Source organism: Paenibacillus sp. FSL R7-0198 (assembly GCF_038000415.1).
GTDB lineage: Bacteria > Bacillota > Bacilli > Paenibacillales > Paenibacillaceae > Paenibacillus.
The window spans coordinates 6,615,622-6,636,634 of record NZ_JBBOCB010000001.1; the positions used below are offsets into that span (position 1 = coordinate 6,615,622).

At 46.1% G+C, this 21,013-nt stretch carries 16 protein-coding genes; 11 read left to right on the top strand and 5 right to left on the bottom strand.

Annotated elements, in window-relative coordinates:
• Nucleotides 1-148 precede the first annotated feature (148 nt).
• Nucleotides 149-1,393: an aminopeptidase gene (locus tag MKY87_RS29160; protein ID WP_145147292.1), complete on the top strand. Its 1,245-nt coding sequence runs from the start codon at nt 149-151 to the stop codon at nt 1,391-1,393.
• A 105-nt stretch (nt 1,394-1,498) separates the two neighbouring features.
• On the opposite strand, the gene MKY87_RS29165 is transcribed toward MKY87_RS29160, so the two are convergent.
• The gene (locus tag MKY87_RS29165) at nt 1,499-1,957 is read right to left on the bottom strand and encodes an AraC family transcriptional regulator (protein ID WP_340915080.1); all 459 of its coding nucleotides are present in this window, start codon (nt 1,955-1,957) and stop codon (nt 1,499-1,501) included.
• Nucleotides 1,958-2,123: 166 nt separating this feature from the next.
• On the opposite strand from MKY87_RS29165, the gene MKY87_RS29170 reads away from it, so the two are divergent.
• Nucleotides 2,124-3,284 carry a leucine-rich repeat domain-containing protein gene (locus tag MKY87_RS29170; protein ID WP_340967277.1) on the top strand — a complete coding sequence of 387 codons (1,161 nt, stop codon included), beginning with the start codon at nt 2,124-2,126 and terminating at the stop codon, nt 3,282-3,284.
• Nucleotides 3,285-3,531: 247 nt separating this feature from the next.
• Here MKY87_RS29170 and MKY87_RS29175 read toward each other — a convergent pair whose 3' ends face one another.
• A complete protein-coding gene (locus MKY87_RS29175; RefSeq protein WP_074094845.1) occupies nt 3,532-4,164 on the bottom strand; it encodes a nitroreductase family protein in 633 nt (210 codons plus the stop codon).
• Nucleotides 4,165-4,294: 130 nt separating this feature from the next.
• On the opposite strand from MKY87_RS29175, the gene MKY87_RS29180 reads away from it, so the two are divergent.
• Nucleotides 4,295-4,534, top strand: coding sequence for a hypothetical protein (locus MKY87_RS29180; protein ID WP_017688780.1), 240 nt, complete (start codon nt 4,295-4,297; stop codon nt 4,532-4,534).
• Nucleotides 4,535-4,668: 134 nt separating this feature from the next.
• On the opposite strand, the gene MKY87_RS29185 is transcribed toward MKY87_RS29180, so the two are convergent.
• A complete protein-coding gene (locus tag MKY87_RS29185) occupies nt 4,669-5,442 on the bottom strand; it encodes a M15 family metallopeptidase (RefSeq protein ID WP_340967278.1) in 774 nt (257 codons plus the stop codon).
• Nucleotides 5,443-5,894: 452 nt separating this feature from the next.
• Nucleotides 5,895-6,257 carry an iron-sulfur cluster biosynthesis family protein gene (locus tag MKY87_RS29190; RefSeq protein ID WP_076214772.1) on the bottom strand — a complete coding sequence of 121 codons (363 nt, stop codon included), beginning with the start codon at nt 6,255-6,257 and terminating at the stop codon, nt 5,895-5,897.
• Nucleotides 6,258-6,425: 168 nt separating this feature from the next.
• Here MKY87_RS29190 and MKY87_RS29195 point away from each other — a divergent pair, with 168 nt between their 5' ends.
• From MKY87_RS29195 to MKY87_RS29220, 6 genes are all read left to right on the top strand, one after another.
• The gene (locus MKY87_RS29195; protein ID WP_340967279.1) at nt 6,426-7,010 is read left to right on the top strand and encodes a TetR/AcrR family transcriptional regulator; all 585 of its coding nucleotides are present in this window, start codon (nt 6,426-6,428) and stop codon (nt 7,008-7,010) included.
• Between the two features lie 130 nt (nt 7,011-7,140).
• Nucleotides 7,141-8,001, top strand: coding sequence for an ergot alkaloid biosynthesis protein (locus MKY87_RS29200; protein WP_340967280.1), 861 nt, complete (start codon nt 7,141-7,143; stop codon nt 7,999-8,001).
• A 200-nt stretch (nt 8,002-8,201) separates the two neighbouring features.
• The gene (locus MKY87_RS29205) at nt 8,202-9,176 is read left to right on the top strand and encodes an ABC transporter ATP-binding protein (RefSeq protein WP_340967282.1); all 975 of its coding nucleotides are present in this window, start codon (nt 8,202-8,204) and stop codon (nt 9,174-9,176) included.
• Entirely contained in the window at nt 9,169-10,683 is a 1,515-nt protein-coding gene (opuFB, locus tag MKY87_RS29210; RefSeq protein WP_340967284.1) for an osmoprotectant update ABC transporter permease/substrate-binding subunit OpuFB, read from the top strand. Before MKY87_RS29205 ends, opuFB begins: the two co-directional genes overlap by 8 nt.
• A 50-nt stretch (nt 10,684-10,733) precedes the next feature.
• Entirely contained in the window at nt 10,734-12,080 is a 1,347-nt protein-coding gene (locus tag MKY87_RS29215) for a dihydrolipoyl dehydrogenase family protein (protein ID WP_340967576.1), read from the top strand.
• 37 nt (nt 12,081-12,117) lie between these two features.
• The gene (locus MKY87_RS29220) at nt 12,118-12,738 is read left to right on the top strand and encodes a DUF1349 domain-containing protein (RefSeq protein ID WP_235200736.1); all 621 of its coding nucleotides are present in this window, start codon (nt 12,118-12,120) and stop codon (nt 12,736-12,738) included.
• 231 nt (nt 12,739-12,969) lie between these two features.
• Here the strand turns inward: MKY87_RS29220 and MKY87_RS29225 are convergent, their stop codons facing one another.
• Entirely contained in the window at nt 12,970-13,443 is a 474-nt protein-coding gene (locus MKY87_RS29225) for an SET domain-containing protein (protein ID WP_340967286.1), read from the bottom strand.
• Between the two features lie 197 nt (nt 13,444-13,640).
• On the opposite strand from MKY87_RS29225, the gene MKY87_RS29230 reads away from it, so the two are divergent.
• Both MKY87_RS29230 and MKY87_RS29235 read left to right on the top strand, forming a co-directional pair.
• Nucleotides 13,641-15,197: an ABC-F family ATP-binding cassette domain-containing protein gene (locus tag MKY87_RS29230; RefSeq protein ID WP_017688769.1), complete on the top strand. Its 1,557-nt coding sequence runs from the start codon at nt 13,641-13,643 to the stop codon at nt 15,195-15,197.
• Nucleotides 15,198-15,681: 484 nt separating this feature from the next.
• Nucleotides 15,682-20,877 carry an S-layer homology domain-containing protein gene (locus MKY87_RS29235; RefSeq protein ID WP_340967288.1) on the top strand — a complete coding sequence of 1,732 codons (5,196 nt, stop codon included), beginning with the start codon at nt 15,682-15,684 and terminating at the stop codon, nt 20,875-20,877.
• The last annotated feature ends 136 nt before the right edge of the window (nt 20,878-21,013 follow it).

A 21,013-nucleotide genomic window follows, 5' to 3' on the forward strand; every position in this document is an offset into this window, starting at 1 on the left:
CGTTCGTATTTGTCTCCTAATTTTAACCTTTGAAATACGATGAAGAAAATTTGGAGACAACGACGATCTAAAGAACGATCCTTCGCTGTAACGGCCACTCAGCAGATTCCGAGTCATCTTAAAATTTGAAACAGGAGTGAACACAACCATGAGTCAATTTGAACAAACCTTTGAAAAGTCATTGGAACAATACGCAGAACTGGTTGTCAAAGTTGGCGTGAATATTCAAAAAGGACAGGATCTGCTCGTTACTGCTCCCATCGAAACACTTGAATTCACACGTCTCATTGTGCAAAAAGCCTATGCGGCTGGTGCAAACTATGTACAAGTGGACTTCGATGACGACAATATTACCCGCAGTCGTTTTGAACATGGCTCCAATGACAGCTTTGACTACTATCCAGCCTGGAAGGCGGATATGATGGAGAAGTTTGCAGAAGCAGGCGGTGCTACCCTGACGATCAAAGTTCCAGATCCTGAACTGTATAACGGAATTGACTCCGACAGCGTGTCCCGGGCAACCAAAGCGGCTGCTCAGGCACGTAAAGGGTACTCAAAATACACACGTAATCATGAAATTAGCTGGTGTCTGATCAAGGCACCGACCAAGGCTTGGGCGAACAAAGTGTTTGCCGACATCCCGGAAGAAGACCGAATCAACGTGATGTGGGAAACGATCTTCAAAATGAACCGTGTGGATGGCGGAGACGCTGTACAAAATTGGAGAGAACATCTGGATACCCTGAATACCATGAGTGATCTCCTGAACAAAAAGAACTATAAGAGTCTGCATTACCGTGCGCCAGGTACAGACCTGAAAATTGAATTGGTCCACAACCACATCTGGGGTGGCGGTGGTAGCGAAAATAAACAAGGTGTATACACGGTCGCGAATATGCCAACTGAAGAAGTATTCACCATGCCTAAGCGCAGTGGAGTGAATGGATATGTCAGCAGCACCATGCCTTTGAACCTGAATGGACAGCTGGTAGACCAGATGAGAATCACATTCAAGGATGGACAGGTTGTAGCGTTTACGGCAGCATCCGGTGAAGAGCATTTGAAGAACCTGTTTGCCACCGATGAAGGAGCACGTTATCTGGGTGAAGTGGCACTCGTACCACATGACTCCCCGATCTCCAACCTGAATCGCATTTTCTACAATACGGGTATTGATGAAAATGCATCCTGCCATTTGGCTGTGGGCAGTGCATATCCATTCAACATGAAAGATGGCACAACGATGTCGAACGAAGAGTTGCTGAAGCATGAGTGCAATGTGAGTTTGACACACGTCGATTTCATGATCGGTTCCGCAGAGCTGGATATCGATGGTGAGTTACAGGACGGCACAATCGAGCCGGTATTCCGTAAAGGCAATTGGGCATTTTAATATCTTAACAAGTCTTAACTAGCTAGTAGTAGCAGTAGTAGCAATCGTTAACAAAAAAAGTGACTTCAATTTGAAGTCGCTTTTTTTGTTTCTTCATAACATGAATTACACAGGTCTTACAGGCACACATATCTCGCAATAATGCTGATTAAGCAGTTCCCAACGATATCGTTCTATAACCGGCTTGTTGTCCATCTGATAACCACTTGTTTGTAAATGAGGGATGATCATATTCCATGCTTGCTGAATAGCTTCTGCCGTGTGCTTTACTATACAGATGAGATAATCTCCGCCTGATAGCTCGCCAAACTCAATAGAATCATCTTTCAGACGTTCAGATTCAGTGATAACAATACAGGCATCATATCTGCAGTTCTGAGGAGGTGTGCTCGCCGGGTCATCCTGGGGAATACCGAGTAGAATTGCTGCTTCATTAAGCAGTTGATTTTTGTCTGCCCATTGTTTCAGCGTATTCATCGCTTGAGCATTGGCTGGACCGTAAGGACCCACTTGTCGAACATAGGCAAGACGATATGACGGGAGGTTTTCGATATACATTTGCATGGAATTCTTCCTCTCAATATGGTTTCTCTTACAAGTTGGATGCTAACATGGTATAAAAGAATTTGCTTAGGTTATTGTTGAATCTCGGCGACGAAACTCATAGAATAGGGATAATATGTTGGAAGACTGTTCCAATTGAGCAAAACGAGAGGGGGAGGTGTTAGACATGGATATTACTTATGCCTTCACGGATGAACATTTCAGGCAAGTTGTGTTGGATCGTTTTTGTGATCACCGGGATTTCATTCAGGAGAGTGACGTTTGTGAGGTTGAGATATTGCAACTTTTCAATCATAATATTAGCAATCTTGATGGAATCGAGTATTTCAGGGGTCTTCAAGAGCTGGATTGTGCCTATAATCAATTGACCGGTCTGGATCTTACTCAGAATCACAAGCTGAGGACGTTACGTTGCAGAGAGAATCAACTTCTTACACTGGACCTCCGTTCCAATTCGGAATTGCAAGTGCTGGATTGCAGTTTTAATCGACTTCGAAAATTAGATCTTTCTTATAATTCCAAACTTATAACGGTGGAGTGTAATTGGAATATGTTGTCGGAGCTGGCTTCGGAGCACCTTGAGCAGTTGGAGGAACTTAGTTGCAGTTATAACGCTCTTTTCTCACTTGAACTTGAACAGAATAAGCAACTGCGGCGACTTGATTGCGCCAACAATTACATGCTGGAACTTGATGTAACAGGTTGTCCAAACTTGATTGAACTTCGCTGTAATCACAATCATATCAAACAGTTGGATCTTCGTTCGAATTTGGTTTTGGAGAGTGTCCGGTGTTTTAACAACCATATTAGCAAGCTGGATATTCGCCATAACGTGCAACTGAAAGAGCTGTACTGTTCAGAGAACAAGTTGGCCGAGTTGGATTATAGCGCTAATCCCAAGCTGGAAAGATTGCAGCATGCAGACAATCTAATATTTGAATCCAATCATGAAGTTCAGGGGATGGGTGTGTTTCAGTATGACGCATCGATGTCCAACTATCAGATGCGATTACTTATTCAGGATAAAGAACTGGTAGTCACTGCACAGGTTTCAACCAAGACAGAGATGGTAACATTATCCCCATATATGGAAGCGACGTGGAAACGGTGGGACATGCTTGGTGAGCGGGCGCTCAGAACCATTGCCGAGGCTCATCCGGACGAAGATATCAATGAATTGATTTTGGCTGACGTAGAATTTCAGGGAGATCAATACCTTCGATTGGGTTATGATGCGGGGGATACACCAGCTGGTCGACTTTACATATATGCCGAGTTTGACGATGAATTTCAAATGTTGGATACGTTGATCTATGAAACGTACTAAAGCCACGAGATCGTGGCTTTTTTGCTGTGTTATTGTGCTATATAAGTTGAACTAAAGATTATTTACACTGTCACTACGATGACAGAACAACCTTCCAATCGCTGTTATCCCCAGATTTTATTCGATTCCTTTTCTAAAGGGGAAAATCCGGGGATAAAGGCGAACGCTTCGCTTTTTCAGTTTTTTTCTGTCCTCTCCGTTATCGTGTAAATGTTAGTTCAACTTATATAAATTGTTATATTATATGTTACTCAGCGTGCATTTTGTTGAAGCTAACATATTCGTTAATTGGTTTACGGTAACCGCGCGGGCGCTGTTTGGCTTCCGACTTTTTGCCGATGGTGATCAGCATAACCGGTACATAATGGTTAGGGATTTCCAAACTCTTTTGCAGTTCTTCGGAGTCAAAGCCAATCATTGGACAAGTGTCCCAACCGCGATCCTGAGCGATCAGCATCAATTGCATGGCAGACAGGCTGGCATTGCGAATCGCATCCTCACGTTGGAAGAATCTGCCCCGAGATTCGTAAAATTCAGTGACACTTTGAGATTCCTGCTCGTATTGGAACGGAGTAAGAGCGCCCAGGTTCAGCAAGCCTTCGTTAATGGTGCGGATATGATGATGTGCGTTAACATCGCCCAAAACCACGATGACCGCAGAAGCTGTTTTTACTTTATATTGCTGGGAAGCTTCATAGACTTTCTCTTTCTGTTCCTCATCTTTAATCACAAGATAGTGCGTGTGTTGCAGGTTAAAGGCAGATGGTGCAAATTTGTTCAGGGCAAAAATCTCTTGTAGTTCCGAATCTGAAATTTCAATTCCTTCTTCAAAAATAACGGCCGATCTACGGTTTTTGACTAGATTCTCCAACTCACTCATGGTGGTTTCCCTCGCTTATGTATAATTTATAAACTGACTATAACACACTTAGTTACTTTATGTAAGTGTTATTTTAGAATAAGACAAGGATTGTCTGCCATACGCTAAAATAAAACACTAGAGGTGATTCATGAAAGCATTGATCGCAAGGTATATGGGAGGACATGACCCTCATGAATTTCGGGTATATGTGATCCAATCTTCGACGTTAAAACGTTTTGTAGTTGTGGAGATTATTCTAGGCCCTATCGTGTACAATGTCGCACTTTATTTGTGCCATAATGCAATACTTGCTGGCGTAGGCTCTTGGGCTGGAACAGAAGGCCTGAAGAGACTGCCACTGGTCTTTAGAAAAATCGTTGGGACATGATGAGGGGTGTAAATGAAAGATTGAAGCAGAAGAGGGCCAGTTGCGGCCCCATCTTCTCCTTCAGTCATGTTATCTATAGTCACGCTTCTTTTATCTAATCAAATAACTGTCTAAGTTTTGGGTTCATAACTGCCTTATTTGGCACGTTCCAAATACTGCTCCAGCGTAAGTTTCTGGTTGGTAATCTCACCAGCAATATATACTCCGACATAACGTACATGCCATGGCTCATAGGAGTAACCGGTCAATTTCTCCTGATCTTTGCCATAACGGATGATGAATCCGTACTTGTGGGCATTGGCTTTCAGCCATTTGCCTTCTTTGGTGTTGCCGAAGCTTTGCTGAAGATCATAACCAGCCGAAGCGCTGGAGATATCCATGGCTAGACCAGTCTGATGTTCGCTTTGTCCTGGCCGAGCACTTGTTTTATTGGCAACAGCTTCACCTTTGATGCTGGCATTACGGTCAAAGATTGATTTCTGGGTCGCATAAGAGCGATAGCCAGACACCGCTTTGATATCGATGCCGTCTTTTTTGGCAGCAGCAAATAGTTTCTCTAGCGCTGTTGCAGCTACTTTACGCATTTGTTTCTTCGGACTGGAACCTGAGAAGCTAAAAGGAATATTAGGTACAACCAGATCTTGTGGTGCATAAGTTGAAGGCAGATTTCTCTTTTTATTGACAAGTACAACTGTACTGGACACATTGGTCACAGTTGCCACATTTTTAATCGTTTTGATCGTACGACCAGGTGCATTATCATGCAGAAATTGAGTGAAGCTGGAGCTTGCCGCAGACGCGACGGGATTTAGGCTTGAAGTGATGGGAAACGTAGTAAATGCAGAACCTGCTACAACAGAGCCTACGAGAATTGTAGATATGATGGATTTACGAGTAAAAGATTTCATGATGTGTGTTCCTCCTCGGATTATATGAATCTATATACCGAGTATACTAGAGGATTATATCCATAGGTTCTCCAATTGTTTCCGAGTTGTAAACAAAGTTTGCTATATAAGTTGAACCAAAAATATTTACACTGGACACTACGATGACAGAATAACCTTCCGATCGCTGTTATCCCCAGATTTTACGAATTCCCCTTATAGGGGAAAATCCGGGGATAGCGTATGCTTACGAAGCAGCTTTCTTTCAGAAAGCTTTTAGGCGAACACTTCGCTTCTTCCAGTTGTTTCTGTCCTCTCCGTTTCGTGTAAATGTTAAGTTCAATTTATATAAAATATTCTTTTTGCAACTCTCGTAGGGGCAGTACACATGAAAAAGCCGTTGCATTAGATGCAACGGCTTTTGATGTGAAGAAAGATAATGCTAGATTACTTCAAGTAAGCTGGAGACTGTATTACAACATGCAGGCGTCAGATCCACCGGAGCTTCCCGCTGTTACGGCACGGGTGTCACGAACGCGAACGTTGGCGCTGAGCACACCGGAATCACTGCTTAATTTGAAAGAAGGATAATTTTCTTCCGTATCCAGCTTCATATGTTGTTCTAGGTTCAGCTGCTGCTTCGGATCAACATAGAACGGAACCAGATTGGTTTCAATCTGCGCGTCGAGAGCTGCAAGTTCATCAACAATGATAATCGCGATAACTCCGTTACATCCGCAACCTTCCAAGTCATAGATCACTTTGAAATATCCGGGTTGGTCATTCAGGCTTTCAGTCAATCGTTTTGCAGCCAAATCTGTAATTTGAATATACATATAGGTACACTCCTTTATATGTGGTCATGGTTAATAAATGGTAAAAGAATTCATTCAGCTTCTATTCACATTATACCACTTTGTCAAAAATCAAAGCATTTATTTTCTTGACTGATCAGTCTGGAAAAGGTATTCTTTATTTAATGATTAGGGAGGTGAGGTCTGAAATTGGGAAGAGCCAAGGAGTTTGACACGGAGAGCGTTCTAAGAAAAGCAACGTCTGTATTTGGAGCGTACGGTTATGAAGGTACATCTCTGAGCTTACTGCTGAGTGAACTTGGTATTGCGCGGCAAAGCCTGTATGACACCTACGGAACTAAACATGATTTATTTGTCTCTGCTCTTAAATTCTATATTCAGCAGAAGACAGAGGCGGGGATCAGACTATTAAACGAATGCACAAGTGTGAGGCAAGGCGTGACCGAGTTGTTCAACGAAGTGGTTAACGTGTTGACCGACAACGAACGTCGTAATGAATGTTTCATCATTAATAGCGCGGTTGAACAGGCACCACAAAATCACGAAATCGCCGCCTTTATTCAAACCACTAACCAACAAATGGAAGATGTTTTTCATACTGCGCTGTTACGAGGCCAGAAGAGTGGCGAATTGAAGCACGCAGAGGAAGAATTGCCCGGGCTTGCCCGTTTTCTGAATTATTCCCGACTTTCATTGACCTTTACAGCGAAGAGTGGTGCAAGTGCAGAAGCGCTGCGAGATTTTGTACAGCTGACCCTAAGAGCTATGGATTAACGTATTACATGATTTGAGCAATAATTTTTAATTTTGTTTTGAAAATGGACGCTTAGGGCGTTTATTTTTTGACTATTATAGACCGATTGGTCTGGAAAAACGCCAAACAAAACTGAAGGAGGAAGCAAGCATGATCAATGATAAAACGTTGACACTTATTACAGGGGCTAATGGGAAGACGGGAAGCCGTGTTGCGGCCATACTTCAAGAGCATCAATATCCGGTGCGTTTGGCAGGAAGAACGAAATCATCACTTTCTGGTTCTGCCGATAATTATGTCTATTTTGATTGGTATGATTCCGAGACATATGCTCCGGCGCTGAAAAATGTGAATCAGGTGTACCTTGTTGTGCCAGCAATGGATATGAGCCCAGAAAACGCCATGATTCCATTCATCAAGGAAGCATTGTGGAACGGCGTTAAGCGATTCGTTTTACTTGGCAGTGCTTCGATCGATGAGAATGGTCCTATATTTGGCAAAGTACATCAGTATTTAAAAGCCCATGCTCCTGAGTGGGCTGTATTGCAGCCTTCCTATTTTATGGAGAACTTTACGGAGGGACCGCATCGGGAGACGACGAAGCAACTCGGGAAAATATACAGTGCTACGGGTGAAGGGAAAATTGGATTTGTTAGTGCAGATGATATCGCGGCGGTGGCCTTCCATGCTCTGACAGATGTAGTTCCTCATAATACGGAGCATATTATTACAGGGCCGGAGTCGTTGTCCTATGGACAGGTTGCAGACATCATTAGTCGTATACTGGGTCAGTCCATCCAGCATGAATCTTTGTCCGATGATGAATTGAGGAACAGCATGATTCGCGCAGGAATGTCAGAAGAATACGCTGCTGCCCTCGCAGGACTGGATGTGCCCATCCGGGAGGAAGGGAGAGAAGATCAAACGACGGATACGGTGAAAAAATTAACGGGGAATAACCCGATTTCATTCGAGCAATTTATTCAGAATCATATGGAAGTATGGGAATAATGGAAGAAATATTTTCATATTCAATGAGAAGACGGTGCCTAGTGCCCGTCTTTTTGCATGTCTACCAGCATGTTGACATCGTTGATTTTAAATATGGATCTCTCCCTAATCAAGAACACCACGGAAAGCAGTGATTATACGAACACACTTTTGGGGAAATAGATGAGGATGAATGTTTGATAAAGGGGCGAAGAGAGCGAATGATTCAGTTCGAAAATGTATCGAAACAATATCCTGATGGAACAACGGCTTTGCGTCAGGTTAACCTCAACATTAACAAGGGAGAACTGTTTGTCATGATTGGTCCGAGTGGATGTGGCAAAACCACCATGCTCAAAATGATCAATCGCCTGATTGAGCGAACAGATGGAACAGTGCGCATTAATGAACGCCCAATCGATGAATACAACATTCACGAATTGCGCTGGAATATCGGATATGTACTGCAACAGATTGCACTATTCCCGCATATGACAATTTCCGAAAATATTGCGGTTGTTCCTGAACTGCGAAGATGGAAGTCAGATCAAATCAAGAAGCGTGTACATACGTTACTGGACATGGTGGGTTTGCACGGAGATACGTACAGTGAGCGTAAACCGTCCGAGTTATCTGGAGGACAACAGCAGAGAATTGGTGTGTTGCGTGCACTCGCTGCCGATCCCGAGATAGTTTTGATGGATGAACCGTTCAGTGCACTCGATCCAATGAGTCGGGAGAAATTGCAGGACGATATTCTGGATATCCAACGTCAGATGAAAAAAACAATTGTGTTTGTCACCCATGACATTCAGGAAGCGATGAAGCTGGGGGATCGCATCTGCATCATGAAGGATGGACAGGTTTTGCAGGTGGGTACCCCGGAAGAACTGATCCGACAGCCAGCTAATGATTTCGTACGTGAATTTGTTGGAAGTCCTAACGCCGATACGATTTCACAATCTGATTTTGATCTCGAATCCATCATGTCACCACTCTCACCGGGTCATGTGCCAAAATCAGCCAAAACCGCCGTTCCTGTATCCATTACGTTAACGGAGTTAGTTGATATCATGGCTTCCCATGACCATCTGCTGGTTGAACGTAACCGCCAGATTATTGGCGAGATCAGTCGAGTTGATCTGATGAAATACTGGTCTGGTCAGTTACAGGAACGAGGTGAAGGACATGAATAGATTCACGGAGGTGTTCAGTGAGCGCAAAGGTCAGTTGTTGTCTGCTCTGCTGGAACATATTCAGATCTCATTTATCGCATTGTTCTTTGCTGTCCTCATCGCTATTCCGCTAGGTATATACCTGACACGCAAACCAAGAGTGGCTGAACCCATTATCGGGGTTACGGCTGTGTTGCAGACGATACCTTCCTTGGCGCTTCTCGGATTGCTCATCCCGTTATTCGGTATAGGCACACTTCCTGCAATTATTGCATTGGTGGTGTATGCGTTGCTTCCCGTACTTCGCAACACATACACAGGCATATCCGAAGTTGATCCTTCCATGGTGGAAGCAGCTAATGCGATGGGCATGAATAGTTGGCAACGTCTAATCAAAGTGGAACTGCCACTGGCGATGCCTGTTATTATGGCTGGAATTCGGACCGCTATGGTCCTGATTGTAGGAACGGCGACACTTGCTGCCTTGATCGGCGCAGGAGGTTTGGGTGCATTAATCTTGCTGGGCATTGATCGGAACGATACCGCACTGATCGTCCTTGGAGCCATTCCGGCTGCCTTGCTGGCTATTTTGTTTGATGTACTATTACGTCAGTTCCAGCGGTTATCCTTCAAGAAAACACTGGTTACCCTTGGTTCGCTGGCAATAATCGCGATACTTGTGATTACCATTCCCTTCTTGGCACGTGGAGGGCAGAAGGATCTCGTGATTGCTGGCAAACTGGGAGCTGAACCCGAAATTCTCATTAATATGTACAAATTGCTAATCGAAAAAGATACAGACCTGACCGTTGAACTAAAACCCGGATTAGGCAAAACGCCATTCCTTTTCAATGCACTCAACTCAGGTGATATTGACATCTATCCCGAATTCACCGGGACAGCGATCTCCGAATTCATGAAGGAAACGGCAGTGAGTACCGATCGGACAGAGGTGTACGAACAGGCAAGAGATGGAATGCTGAGCCAGTTCAACATGGTGCTGCTGAACCCTATGGATTACAACAATACGTATACGTTGGCCGTTCCAAAGAGCATCGCAGATCAATACAATCTCAAGACCATTTCGGATCTCAAACCGGTGGAACAGCAGATGAAGGCAGGATTTACCCTGGAATTCTCGGATCGGGAAGACGGTTACCTAGGCATTCAGAAGAAGTATGGAATTGAATTTCCGAACGTTGCGACAATGGAACCGAAGCTTCGCTATGGTGCTGTTCAACGTGGCGATATCAATCTCGTAGATGCCTACTCCACAGATAGTGAGTTGAGACAATATGAACTTGTTGTGCTGGAGGATGATCAGGAGTTATTCCCACCGTATCAAGGCGCGCCGATGCTTCGTCAAGAAACGGCAGATCAATATCCACAACTGGTTGAGGTGCTGAATCAGCTTGCTGGCAAAATTACGGATGACGAGATGCGTCAGATGAACTATGACGTGAACGTGGATGGAGCGAATCCCGAGCAGGTGGCTAGGGAGTACCTTAAACAGGCGGGGTTGCTTTAACGTTGTGTATCCCAACAATAGATGTAACAAAAGGAAGAGGAGGAACCATGATGACAGAAGAAACGTATGACTTGATTGCAATTGGAACAGGAAGCGCGGCAAGCTCTGTAATCACCCGTTGCGCTAAAGCTGGCTGGAAAATCGCTGTAATTGATGAACGTGAGTTCGGCGGAACGTGTGCACTGCGTGGCTGTGATCCGAAGAAAGTGCTGGCTGGAGCGGCGGAGCTGATTGACTGGAATGAACGGATGCAAGGGAAAGGAATTAAGGGACAGGCAACCATCAACTGGTCTGAACTTATGGCCTTTAAACGTACCTTTACCGAGAGCATACCTAGAGCAAGCGAGGATAAATTCAAACAGGCCGGAATGGATACGTTCCATGGTAAAGCTTCATTTGTCGATGAAGACCATATTCAAGTGGGAGAAGAAGTGCTCCATGGCAAACACATCCTGATTGCTACTGGTGCAAGACCTGCGCCACTTGAGATTGAGGGCTCAGAGCATCTTATATATAGTGATGACTTTCTGGATCTGGAACAGCTGCCGGATCGATTAGTTTTGGTAGGCGGTGGATACATTGCATTTGAGTTTGCGCATATTGCGGCCAGAGCCGGGACGGAAGTCCACATCCTGCATCGGAGTGAACAGCCTCTGAAATCGTTTGATGCGGAGCTGGTAGAATCTTTGTTGCAAAGATCAAAAGAGATCGGCATCCATGTTCACTTGAACGCGGAGGTGAAGTCCATACGGCAAGAGGGGAACTCATATGTCGTTCATGGCACACGCAATGGTGCAGATCACCAGTGGCAGTGTGGACTTGTCGTTCATGGAGCTGGGCGTATTCCTAATGTGGATGGGCTGGAATTGGAGAAAGCCAACGTCAGCTACAGCAAAAAGGGTATTACGGTGAACGAGTACTTGCAAAGCGAAAGCAATCCACGAGTGTATGCTGCTGGTGATGTAACCGATACAAAAGGGTTGCCCTTGACCCCGTTAGCAGGTCAGGAATCCCGGGCTGTATCGTTCAATTTGTTGGAGGGAAATCAACACAAACCTAATTATAAAGTGATGCCTTCCATTGTGTTTACTGTCCCTGCCCTTGGAGCTGTAGGTATGAGCACGGAACAAGCCAAGAAAGAGGGCTACGAGGTGCAGGTAAATGATATGTCGAAATGGTATACTTACAAGCGAACTCATGAAAAATTTGCCATGGCCAAAGTGGTGATCGACAAATCAACCGGACGTATTCTGGGTGCGCATGTGCTCGGGAGCAAAACAGAAGAATTGATTAACCTTTTTGCAATGGCGATTCAGTTCAATCTGACTATCGATCAGTTAAACACCATGAATTTTGCATATCCTACTGCTGCATCGGACCTGGGTTCTTTAATTTAGAAGTGATGATGAACTCCCCTTTGGGACGGAAGGAAGGATGAAAACAACGATGTCATCGGATTTTATTGGGCTTCATGAAGGCAAGTGGACTAAGGAACCCGTTGCTGCACGAATGGATGGGGATCGTTTCGTTGTGGAAGCTCGGGAAGGCAGTGACTTCTGGGAGAACACATTCTACGGGTTCTGTCATCGGGATGGACATGCCATGCTTGCTCCATGGGACGGAACGGAAGCGATTGAGGTATCGTTTGATCTAAGCTCATTCACCGAATTATATGATCAGGCGGGACTAATGTTATGGTACGGAGAAGACCAATGGATCAAGGCCGGAGTTGAGGTCAATGATGGCGTGGCACATGTTGGAGCCGTCGTGACGGATACGTATTCGGATTGGTCACTCTCTCCTGTGCCAGAGTGGGGTGGACGAATCGTAACAATCAGAGCCTCCTACAGTAATGAGGCTGTTGTCATTCGTGCACGCACAGATGAGCATCCTTGGCGTACGATTCGGGTTGCACGGTTTGCCTATCCAACGAACAAACACGCAGGTCCATTTCTGTGTTCACCGAAGCGTGCAGGGTTCGAGGTAGCCTTTACCAAGTGGAGATCCACGACACCCGATCAAGACTTGCATACAGATCCGCCGATTACGGATTAAAACAAGTTAAGAGGCACGATAAACAATGAAACATGAACATGTGTATCTGGCTTAGAAAGCAAGACAACACGAACAAGCAAGTCTTCCATTCATGGAGGACTTGCTTATTTTTGTGTTTAAACTTTGGACCATGAAGAGTACTCCAGGTACTCATTTGATCATTCACCGGGGTCAGTGAGTTCTTTTCGCACATACAACAGAGTGCTTGCGAACTTTACTTGAGTTTAACGTTTATTTACTCGTGTCCGTATCCACGGACTGGGGTTCGGTCTCTTTTTCACCCTCATCATCATTGGACTTATTGAACTCAAGCATACGCTCTTCGTAATCATCCAGGAACCATAACGGGTCCATGCTGTCTTCCTCACCGTTATAATTGATCACGATTTCTTCGCCAGCCTTGATGTCTGTATACGCGTAGAAGTCAAAGGTGTGGTTATCAAAATTGATATCATAAGTAGCGTTAGGTTCATAGGAGTGGTTGATCAGACTGCCGTAACCGAGCAGAATTGCGGTATGATTCGCCCCGTATTCGAACACGTAATCTTCCAGAATCGTTTTTTCGACATGCTCATGATCTTCATTTGGGTAAGGCACAACGGGTGCCTGATGGATAAGCGTTCCTTTGGCAATATCAACGGTAGCAAATACCCCGCGGTTAAACTCACCACCATCACCCAACTTGGATTGTTTCACTTCAATCATAATCTTCACCTGATGCTCTTCGAAGAGCTCCGTTCTATATAGTAGTAATTCGTTAAGGCAAAATTTTAACCCATACTTTCATATAAGGCAAATTTCAGACAAAAAGGTGCAATATTTTTGAATATGGCGTTGAGTTGTGCGGGATATAACGCTTATAATATACAAAGAATTAAGTCTATATAGAAAAGGTGTCATGAATGAGCATATTAAATGTAGAAAAATTAAGTCACGGTTTTGGTGACCGTGCTATCTTTAACGACGTTTCATTCCGCCTGTTGAAGGGCGAACATATTGGTCTGATCGGGGCCAATGGTGAAGGTAAATCCACCTTCATGAACATTATTACAGGAAAACTTCAGCCGGATGAAGGCAAGGTGGAGTGGTCCAAACGGATGCGTGTTGGTTATCTGGACCAGCATGCTGTATTGAATAAAGGCCAATCGATCCGTGACGTACTTCGCGGCGCGTTCCAGTATTTGTTCGACATGGAGCAGGAAATGAATGATATGTATGGCAAAATGGGCGATGTTACCCCGGAGGAACTTGAACAACTTCTTGAAGATGTGGGTACGATTCAGGATACATTGACAAACCAGGATTTCTACATGATCGATGCCAAAGTGGATGAAACCGCACGTGGTCTGGGTCTGACGGATATCGGTCTGGATAAAGACGTCAATGACCTGAGTGGTGGACAGCGTACCAAAGTACTGCTTGCCAAGCTTCTGCTGGAAAAACCCGATATTTTGCTCCTCGATGAGCCTACGAACTATTTGGATGAATTGCATATCGAATGGCTGAAACGTTATTTGCAGGAATATGAGAATGCTTTTATCCTCATTTCTCACGATATTCCGTTCCTGAACAGTGTAATCAACCTGATCTATCACATGGAGAACCAGAATCTAACTCGTTATGTGGGCGATTATGATCATTTCCAGGAAGTGCATGAGATGAGAAAACAGCAGCTGGAGTCGGCGTACAAGCGCCAACAACAAGAGATTGCTGACCTCAAGGATTTTGTAGCGCGTAACAAAGCAAGTGTAGCTACACGTAATATGGCGATGTCCAGACAGAAGAAACTCGACAAGATGGATGTCATTGAGATCGCCAAGGAGAAACCGAAACCGCAGTTCAACTTCCGTGATGCAAGAACATCCGGCAAGCTCATTTTCGAAACCAAAGGACTTGTGATTGGTTACAACGAACCGTTGTCCAGACCACTGGATCTGCGTATGGAGCGGGGACAGAAGATTGCCCTCGTGGGTGCGAACGGAATCGGTAAAACAACCCTGATGCGCAGTATTTTGGGTGAAATTCAAGCTCTGGAAGGAACCGTTCAACGAGGTGAACATCTGGAGATTGGTTACTTCCAGCAAGAGATGAAGGATGCCAACTACAATACGTGTATTGAAGAGATCTGGCAGGAGTTCCCTTCCTATACCCAATTCGAGGTGCGTGCTGCACTTGCAAAATGTGGTTTGACTACAAAACACATTGAGAGCAAGGTAGCTGTACTAAGTGGTGGCGAGAAAGCCAAAGTGCGTCTCTGTAAGCTGATCAATAACGAAACCAACCTGCTTGTACTCGATGAGCCGACGAACCATCTGGACGTTGATGCCAAGGAAGAGTTGAAACGTGCGCTCAAGGCTTACAAAGGCAGTATTCTTCTGATCTCCCACGAACCGGAATTCTACCGTGATGTAGTTACGGAGACGTGGAACTGTGAATCATGGACCACGAAAGTATTCTAATTAGAGGTTGTTCAAAAAGTCCGCTTTTGATTACGAATCACGCTTCGAGCTTGCGAATAAGCTCGAAGCGTGAGAAAAGGCGCGAATTTTGCTTGCAAAACAGGCAGAACTCGCGCCTTTTTTGCGTGGTTTTAACGAAAGATGTTTGAGCCCAATTCACAGTTGACAGCTGGAATAAGGCAATAATATAATCCAAGAAAGCGATTACATTTATATATTAAAAACCTGTTTCACTACATAGGGGCAAGTAAGAAACGGTATTCCGTATGGGTATCATTGCACTTAGAAGGGAAGACGGGTCTTTTTTTGCGCTCCAATGAAACCGATTTCATTAAAATAAGGAGGTGGACAAACGCTCGTTACTGACCACTGGTTGCTGAGGATAGGCTGAACAACAACACCGCGCGATCAAGAACCATGCTTTCATCTTTCACGCCAAAGGAGAGAATGAACATTGGATAAACTCAGGAAACCCATGATATTTATGTTATCTGCAACACTTGCGCTGTCTTCGGGACCGTTGATGCTGCCGAGTAAGGCGTATGCTGATCTGAGCAGGATACCCGCCACGTTGTTGCAGGACGATTTTTCGGATGGGAATTACACGGAATCACCTGCGTGGAACGTAAGTTCAGGCAACTGGGAAGTAATTTCTGACCCGACAGATGCGTCCAACTCTACGCTTTTCCAGAGCGATACCAATGAAGGCATCATCTCTACTGGGGACTCCATGTCGGACATGACCGTGTCCATGCGCTTTTACACGGGAGCCGGTCAGGGGTATCCGGGAATATTGCCACGGTTTCAGGATAAGAGCAACTTTTACTATTTTCAAATGCAGGTCCCCAATAATAAACTCGTATTCTCCAAACGGGTAAACGGATCAGACACACCTCTGAAAACGGTGGATTATGCGTTTGCCAAAAATACGTGGTACACGCTCAAAGTGGTGTTATCAGGTACCACCATTCGCGGGTATATCGTGGAAAACGGCTCCGATCGGTTGGTATTTGATCTGGTCGATCCTACATACGGGTCAGGTACCGTGGGCATTCGGAATAAGTGGCAGTCGGTACATGCAGATGACGTGATCATTTCCGAGCCACCGCTTGGGAACGATGTTCAGCTCTCCATCGCTGAGCAGACGGCGTCTTCGGTTTCATTGCAATGGTCTGAAATCGCGGGTGCATCAACCTACCGCTTGTACCGTTCCTCTACGCCTGAAGGCGGTTATTCTCTGGTAACCAATACCGGGAATTTGGGACACACGGATGAAGGATTAAGCGGGGATACGGTGTATTATTACAAGCTGGCTTATGAATACGGAGGCCTATCCGAATCATTATGGACTGCTCCGCTGGAAGTTCGGACGACTGCGGCGGCACCACAGGCTCCTGGCGAATTAAAGGCCGAAGCACTCAACGCAACGAGCGTGAAGCTATCTTGGTCCGCCGTGGACAAGTCAACGGGTTATCGCGTGGTTCGAGCCGAAGCTGGCAGTGACCAGTATGAGCAGATATACGAAGGGAAAGGGCTCATATTCACGGATATTGCACTTGAGCCGGGCACCAGCTACAGCTATCGTGTGACGGCCTTTAATGCAGCTGGTGAGTCAGCATTCTCCGTTGCAGAAGCTACTACGTACTCCATTGACTCTCCTGCAGAGTTTGCTGCCACAGCTGTGACGGATACTTCAATCTCTCTGGGGTGGAATGCCCTTGCTGGATCTGATGTAACGTATACGCTCTCCAGGTCTACCAGTGCTACGGGTACGTATCAGCAGGTCTATAGCGGCAATGAAAGCACGTTTAACGATAGTGGTCTGACGATGGGCACAGGATATTTTTACATCCTTCAGGCGACCGTGGACGGCGTAACTTCTCCAGCATCCACACCGCTGGGTGTTGCCACAGTTCGCACAAGCATTACACCAGGGCAATTGTGGCCAGATCTGGACGGGAAGCCGATTGATGCGCATGGGGCTGGCTTTTTCTATGATGAACAGACGGAGACCTATTACTGGTATGGCGAATATCATAAGGGCGGCTGGCCAGCTGTTGGTGTGCGTGTGTATTCATCGAAGGATCTGATGAACTGGACTGACGAGGGCATGGCTCTGACGACGCTTCAATCGATGGATGATTTTGACAATGACCCACTGATTTCCGAATTGTATGCAGGACGGGAAGACAAGGTGGATATCTGGGCAGATATTCGCAAAGGACGGATCATTGAACGACCAAAGGTCATCTACAACGACAAAACGAAGAAATACGTGATGTGGGCCCACATGGATGGCGACAAGGACCCTTATAACGATAATGCGAACTACGGTAAGGCGAGAGCCGGTTATGCGATCAGCGACTCTCCAACAGGACCTTTTGTGTATCAGAAGAGTTACCGGATGGACAGAGCCCCGGAAGGGGAGAAAGATTACTTTCCAAGTGATAAGGGTATGGCACGTGACATGACGTTGTTCAAGGATGATGACGGCACCGGTTATCTGATCTACTCCAGCGAAGAAAACCTGACGCTTTATATCTCCAAACTGAATGAAGACTACAGTGACGTAACAGGGTGGCATAAGGAAGGACGAACGGATGACAAAGGCAATCCGGTACGAGATTCTACCTATCAGGCGGAATACGGCGTAGATTACGTGCGTGTGTTCCCGGGAGGGCAACGCGAAGCACCGGCGATGTTTAAGTATCAGGGGAAATATTATATTTTGACTTCCGGAGCTTCTGGCTGGGCCCCTAACGAAAACAAAGTGACGGTTGCGGACAACATCTTTGGCCCGTGGTCAACGCAGACCAATCCGTTTGTGCGTACGTTGCCGAGTGATCCCGATCCAGGCAAGGCATTTGGCACACAGACCACTTCCGTCATTCCGGTCGATCCGGAAAAAGGCAAATTCATTTACGTGGGGGATACGTGGAATGGTGGCAACTTCTCGAATGATGCTGCAAAATACGTGTTCTTGCCAATTGAGTTTGGAATAGGCTCGGATATCGCGATCAAGTGGTATAACAGCTGGACACCTGATCTGCTGAATTCGATGGGCAAAGTTGATATCGCTGATCCGTTACCAGAAGCCGTGGCGCTAGGCATAGTACCATCCTTGCCATCAACATTGAATGTGCGCGAGGGTGTAGCACTGGTATCAACGCCAGCAGTATGGACGATTGATAACCGGGCCATGACGGCAGAAGATTTTGCCAAGCCAGGACCGCTCACATTACAGGTAACCACACCGGAATATAACAACAAAAAGCAGGCAGTTCGCGTAAACGTCATCCCGGAAAACACACTCTATTTCGTGAATAGCGGAGGTTACGAAACGGCTGATTATAGTCTCATGGGTGCCTATATGAAAGGAACACTTGCCAACCCGGGAACGGCGGACCAGATGTACGCTCCTGTGGAGGGTCGCAATTGGGGGTATACCAGCGCAGATGCACTGTCATCCGGTTCGAATGGCGGAGATATATTCTCGACCGTACGTTATCTGAACGGTGGCAATGTCAGCAATTCACCTAAAGGCACGGACTTAACCTATAGATTTGATGTGCCAAACGGGACATACGATGTGTACGCCGGATTCAACGATCCGTGGACCAATGCATCGCGCAGAGCAAATTTCATCATCAATGGAACCAATACTGGTGCAGTTACTTTTACACCTGCCAGCGTTAGAGCCCACAAAGGCATCAGCGTGTCGGACAACAAACTGGAGTTGACCGTGCGTAATACGGCATCGCAGGACCCGATGATTAGCTGGATTATGATCGTTAAACCTGACGCCGCGCCACCTGCAAATGATAGTGCTGGCCTTCATGCTGAGACGTTCGATTCAGCGAGCGCAACGCTTCAGTGGGATGCTCATCTTGGTGCAGCAAGCTACAAGCTCTACCGCTCAGATCGTGAGCAAGGAGAGTATAAGGTGGTCTACAGCGGCAATGGACGGGAGTACACGGACAGTGAACTGAACCCCGGCACGGAATATTATTACAAAGTGGAAGCTTTTGATGCGACGGGACAATCCTTGAGAGGTGTATCTTCCGCTTATCAGGTGCACACGGCTCAGCAGAGCGCTGCCGATGTAGCAACAGGGATTACGGCACTGGAACAGCCTTCCGCAGGTGCAAAAAAACTGAAGTTACCATCCGTGCCACAAGGGTTCACGGTGAAGATCGCTTCCAGTTCGGTACCGTCCGTCATTCAAACCGATGGAACGATTATCCCACCATCTAAGGAAACAACAGTAACATTGGAGTTGGAAATTACTCGAACTTCTGACGACAGCAGAGCCCTGACTGTACCGTTGACGGTGAAGGTGCTCGCATCTGTTCCTTCCCCTGGAGGTACGGACCCTGGTTCGGGCGGTAATCCAGGCGGCAATTCCGGTGGGAATTCAGGAAATGGTTCTGGTTCAGGCGACCATGGCGGACAATCAGGAAGTGGAAGTCCAAGTGCAGAGAATGCTGCACCACAGCCTAAACCTGAGAAAGACCGTTCAGTTCTGGAGTTGCAGGGACAGTCTGAACAGAAGGGTGTAGTGCAGTCCAACGTGGATGTTTCAACGATTAAAGAGGCTTTTCAAGTTGCACCCTCAACAGATGCGGGTCAGCGATTGGTTGAACTTCGGCTGAAGCCAGTTTCGGGAGCAACGGCATATGAAGTATCTCTGCCTGCCTCTGCGTTAATAGATCAGGGTGAGTCACATGTGTTCAACATTGTTACAGAGCTGGGGATGTTGGAGCTTCCTGCGACACTGTTAACGAAGGATGTCGTTCGTGATGGGGTTGCATCAATCCGATTGGTCAGAACGGAGTTACCAAAAACAGTCGCAGATCAGCTTGGCACGCAATATGGAGTCCAGCTTGAACTTCAATTGGATGGTCAACCATGGCCATCGGAAAGCCAGTTAACACTTCGTCTGCCATTCCAATCATCACAAAATGCTCAGCAGGATCGGATTGTAGCATTTGCCATTGGTGCGAACGGTGTGGCAACACCATTGCCGCAAAGTTACTACGATCAAAAAAGCGGGAAGCTTGTATTTTCCGTAACATCACTCACAGGAAATTATGCTGTTGTGTCTGTGGAGCAGACATTCGCAGATCTTGCAGAAGTGCAGTGGGCCAAGAAAGCAATGGAGGCTTTGGCTGTCCGAGGTGTAATTGATGCTGAGGCAAGTGGGGATTCCGCGCAGTTACATCCAAAACAGGAGATGACCCGTGGCCAATACATGCAGTGGTTGATGACTGCGCTGGGCTTGAATGCTTCTTCCGGGAATGCGTTCTCTGATGTAAACGAAAAGGCTCCATATTACGAAGCTGTTACAGCTGCGCGTTCGCTAGGTATCACCAGTGGTACCGGTGACGGGCGCTTTTTGCCAGAGTCGACGATCACTCGTCAAGAGATGATGACATTGACAGTTCGTGCACTTGCAGCGGCTGGACTGGTTGACTCCGAGAAGGCTGGAACAGATAACCTTACTCGTTTCCGTGATGCTTCCGAGATTCGCTCTTATGCCCGGGATAGTGTAGCATTACTTGTGGATCTGGGCATCGCCCACGGGTACAACGGTGAGGTGAAACCACTTGCCGAAGCAACCCGAGCCGAATCGGCTACGTTGTTATATGCGATGATGAGCAAACTGGTATGGAAGAAATGATGATACACCAGAATCGTAGCGTGTGAAAAAGAAGGCTTACTTTGACCTGGAACCCAGGTTGGAGTAAGCCTTCTTGATTGTATGCCAGCAAGGAGCGAAAAGTCATTTACACAACGAACGAGTAGATTGATATCGT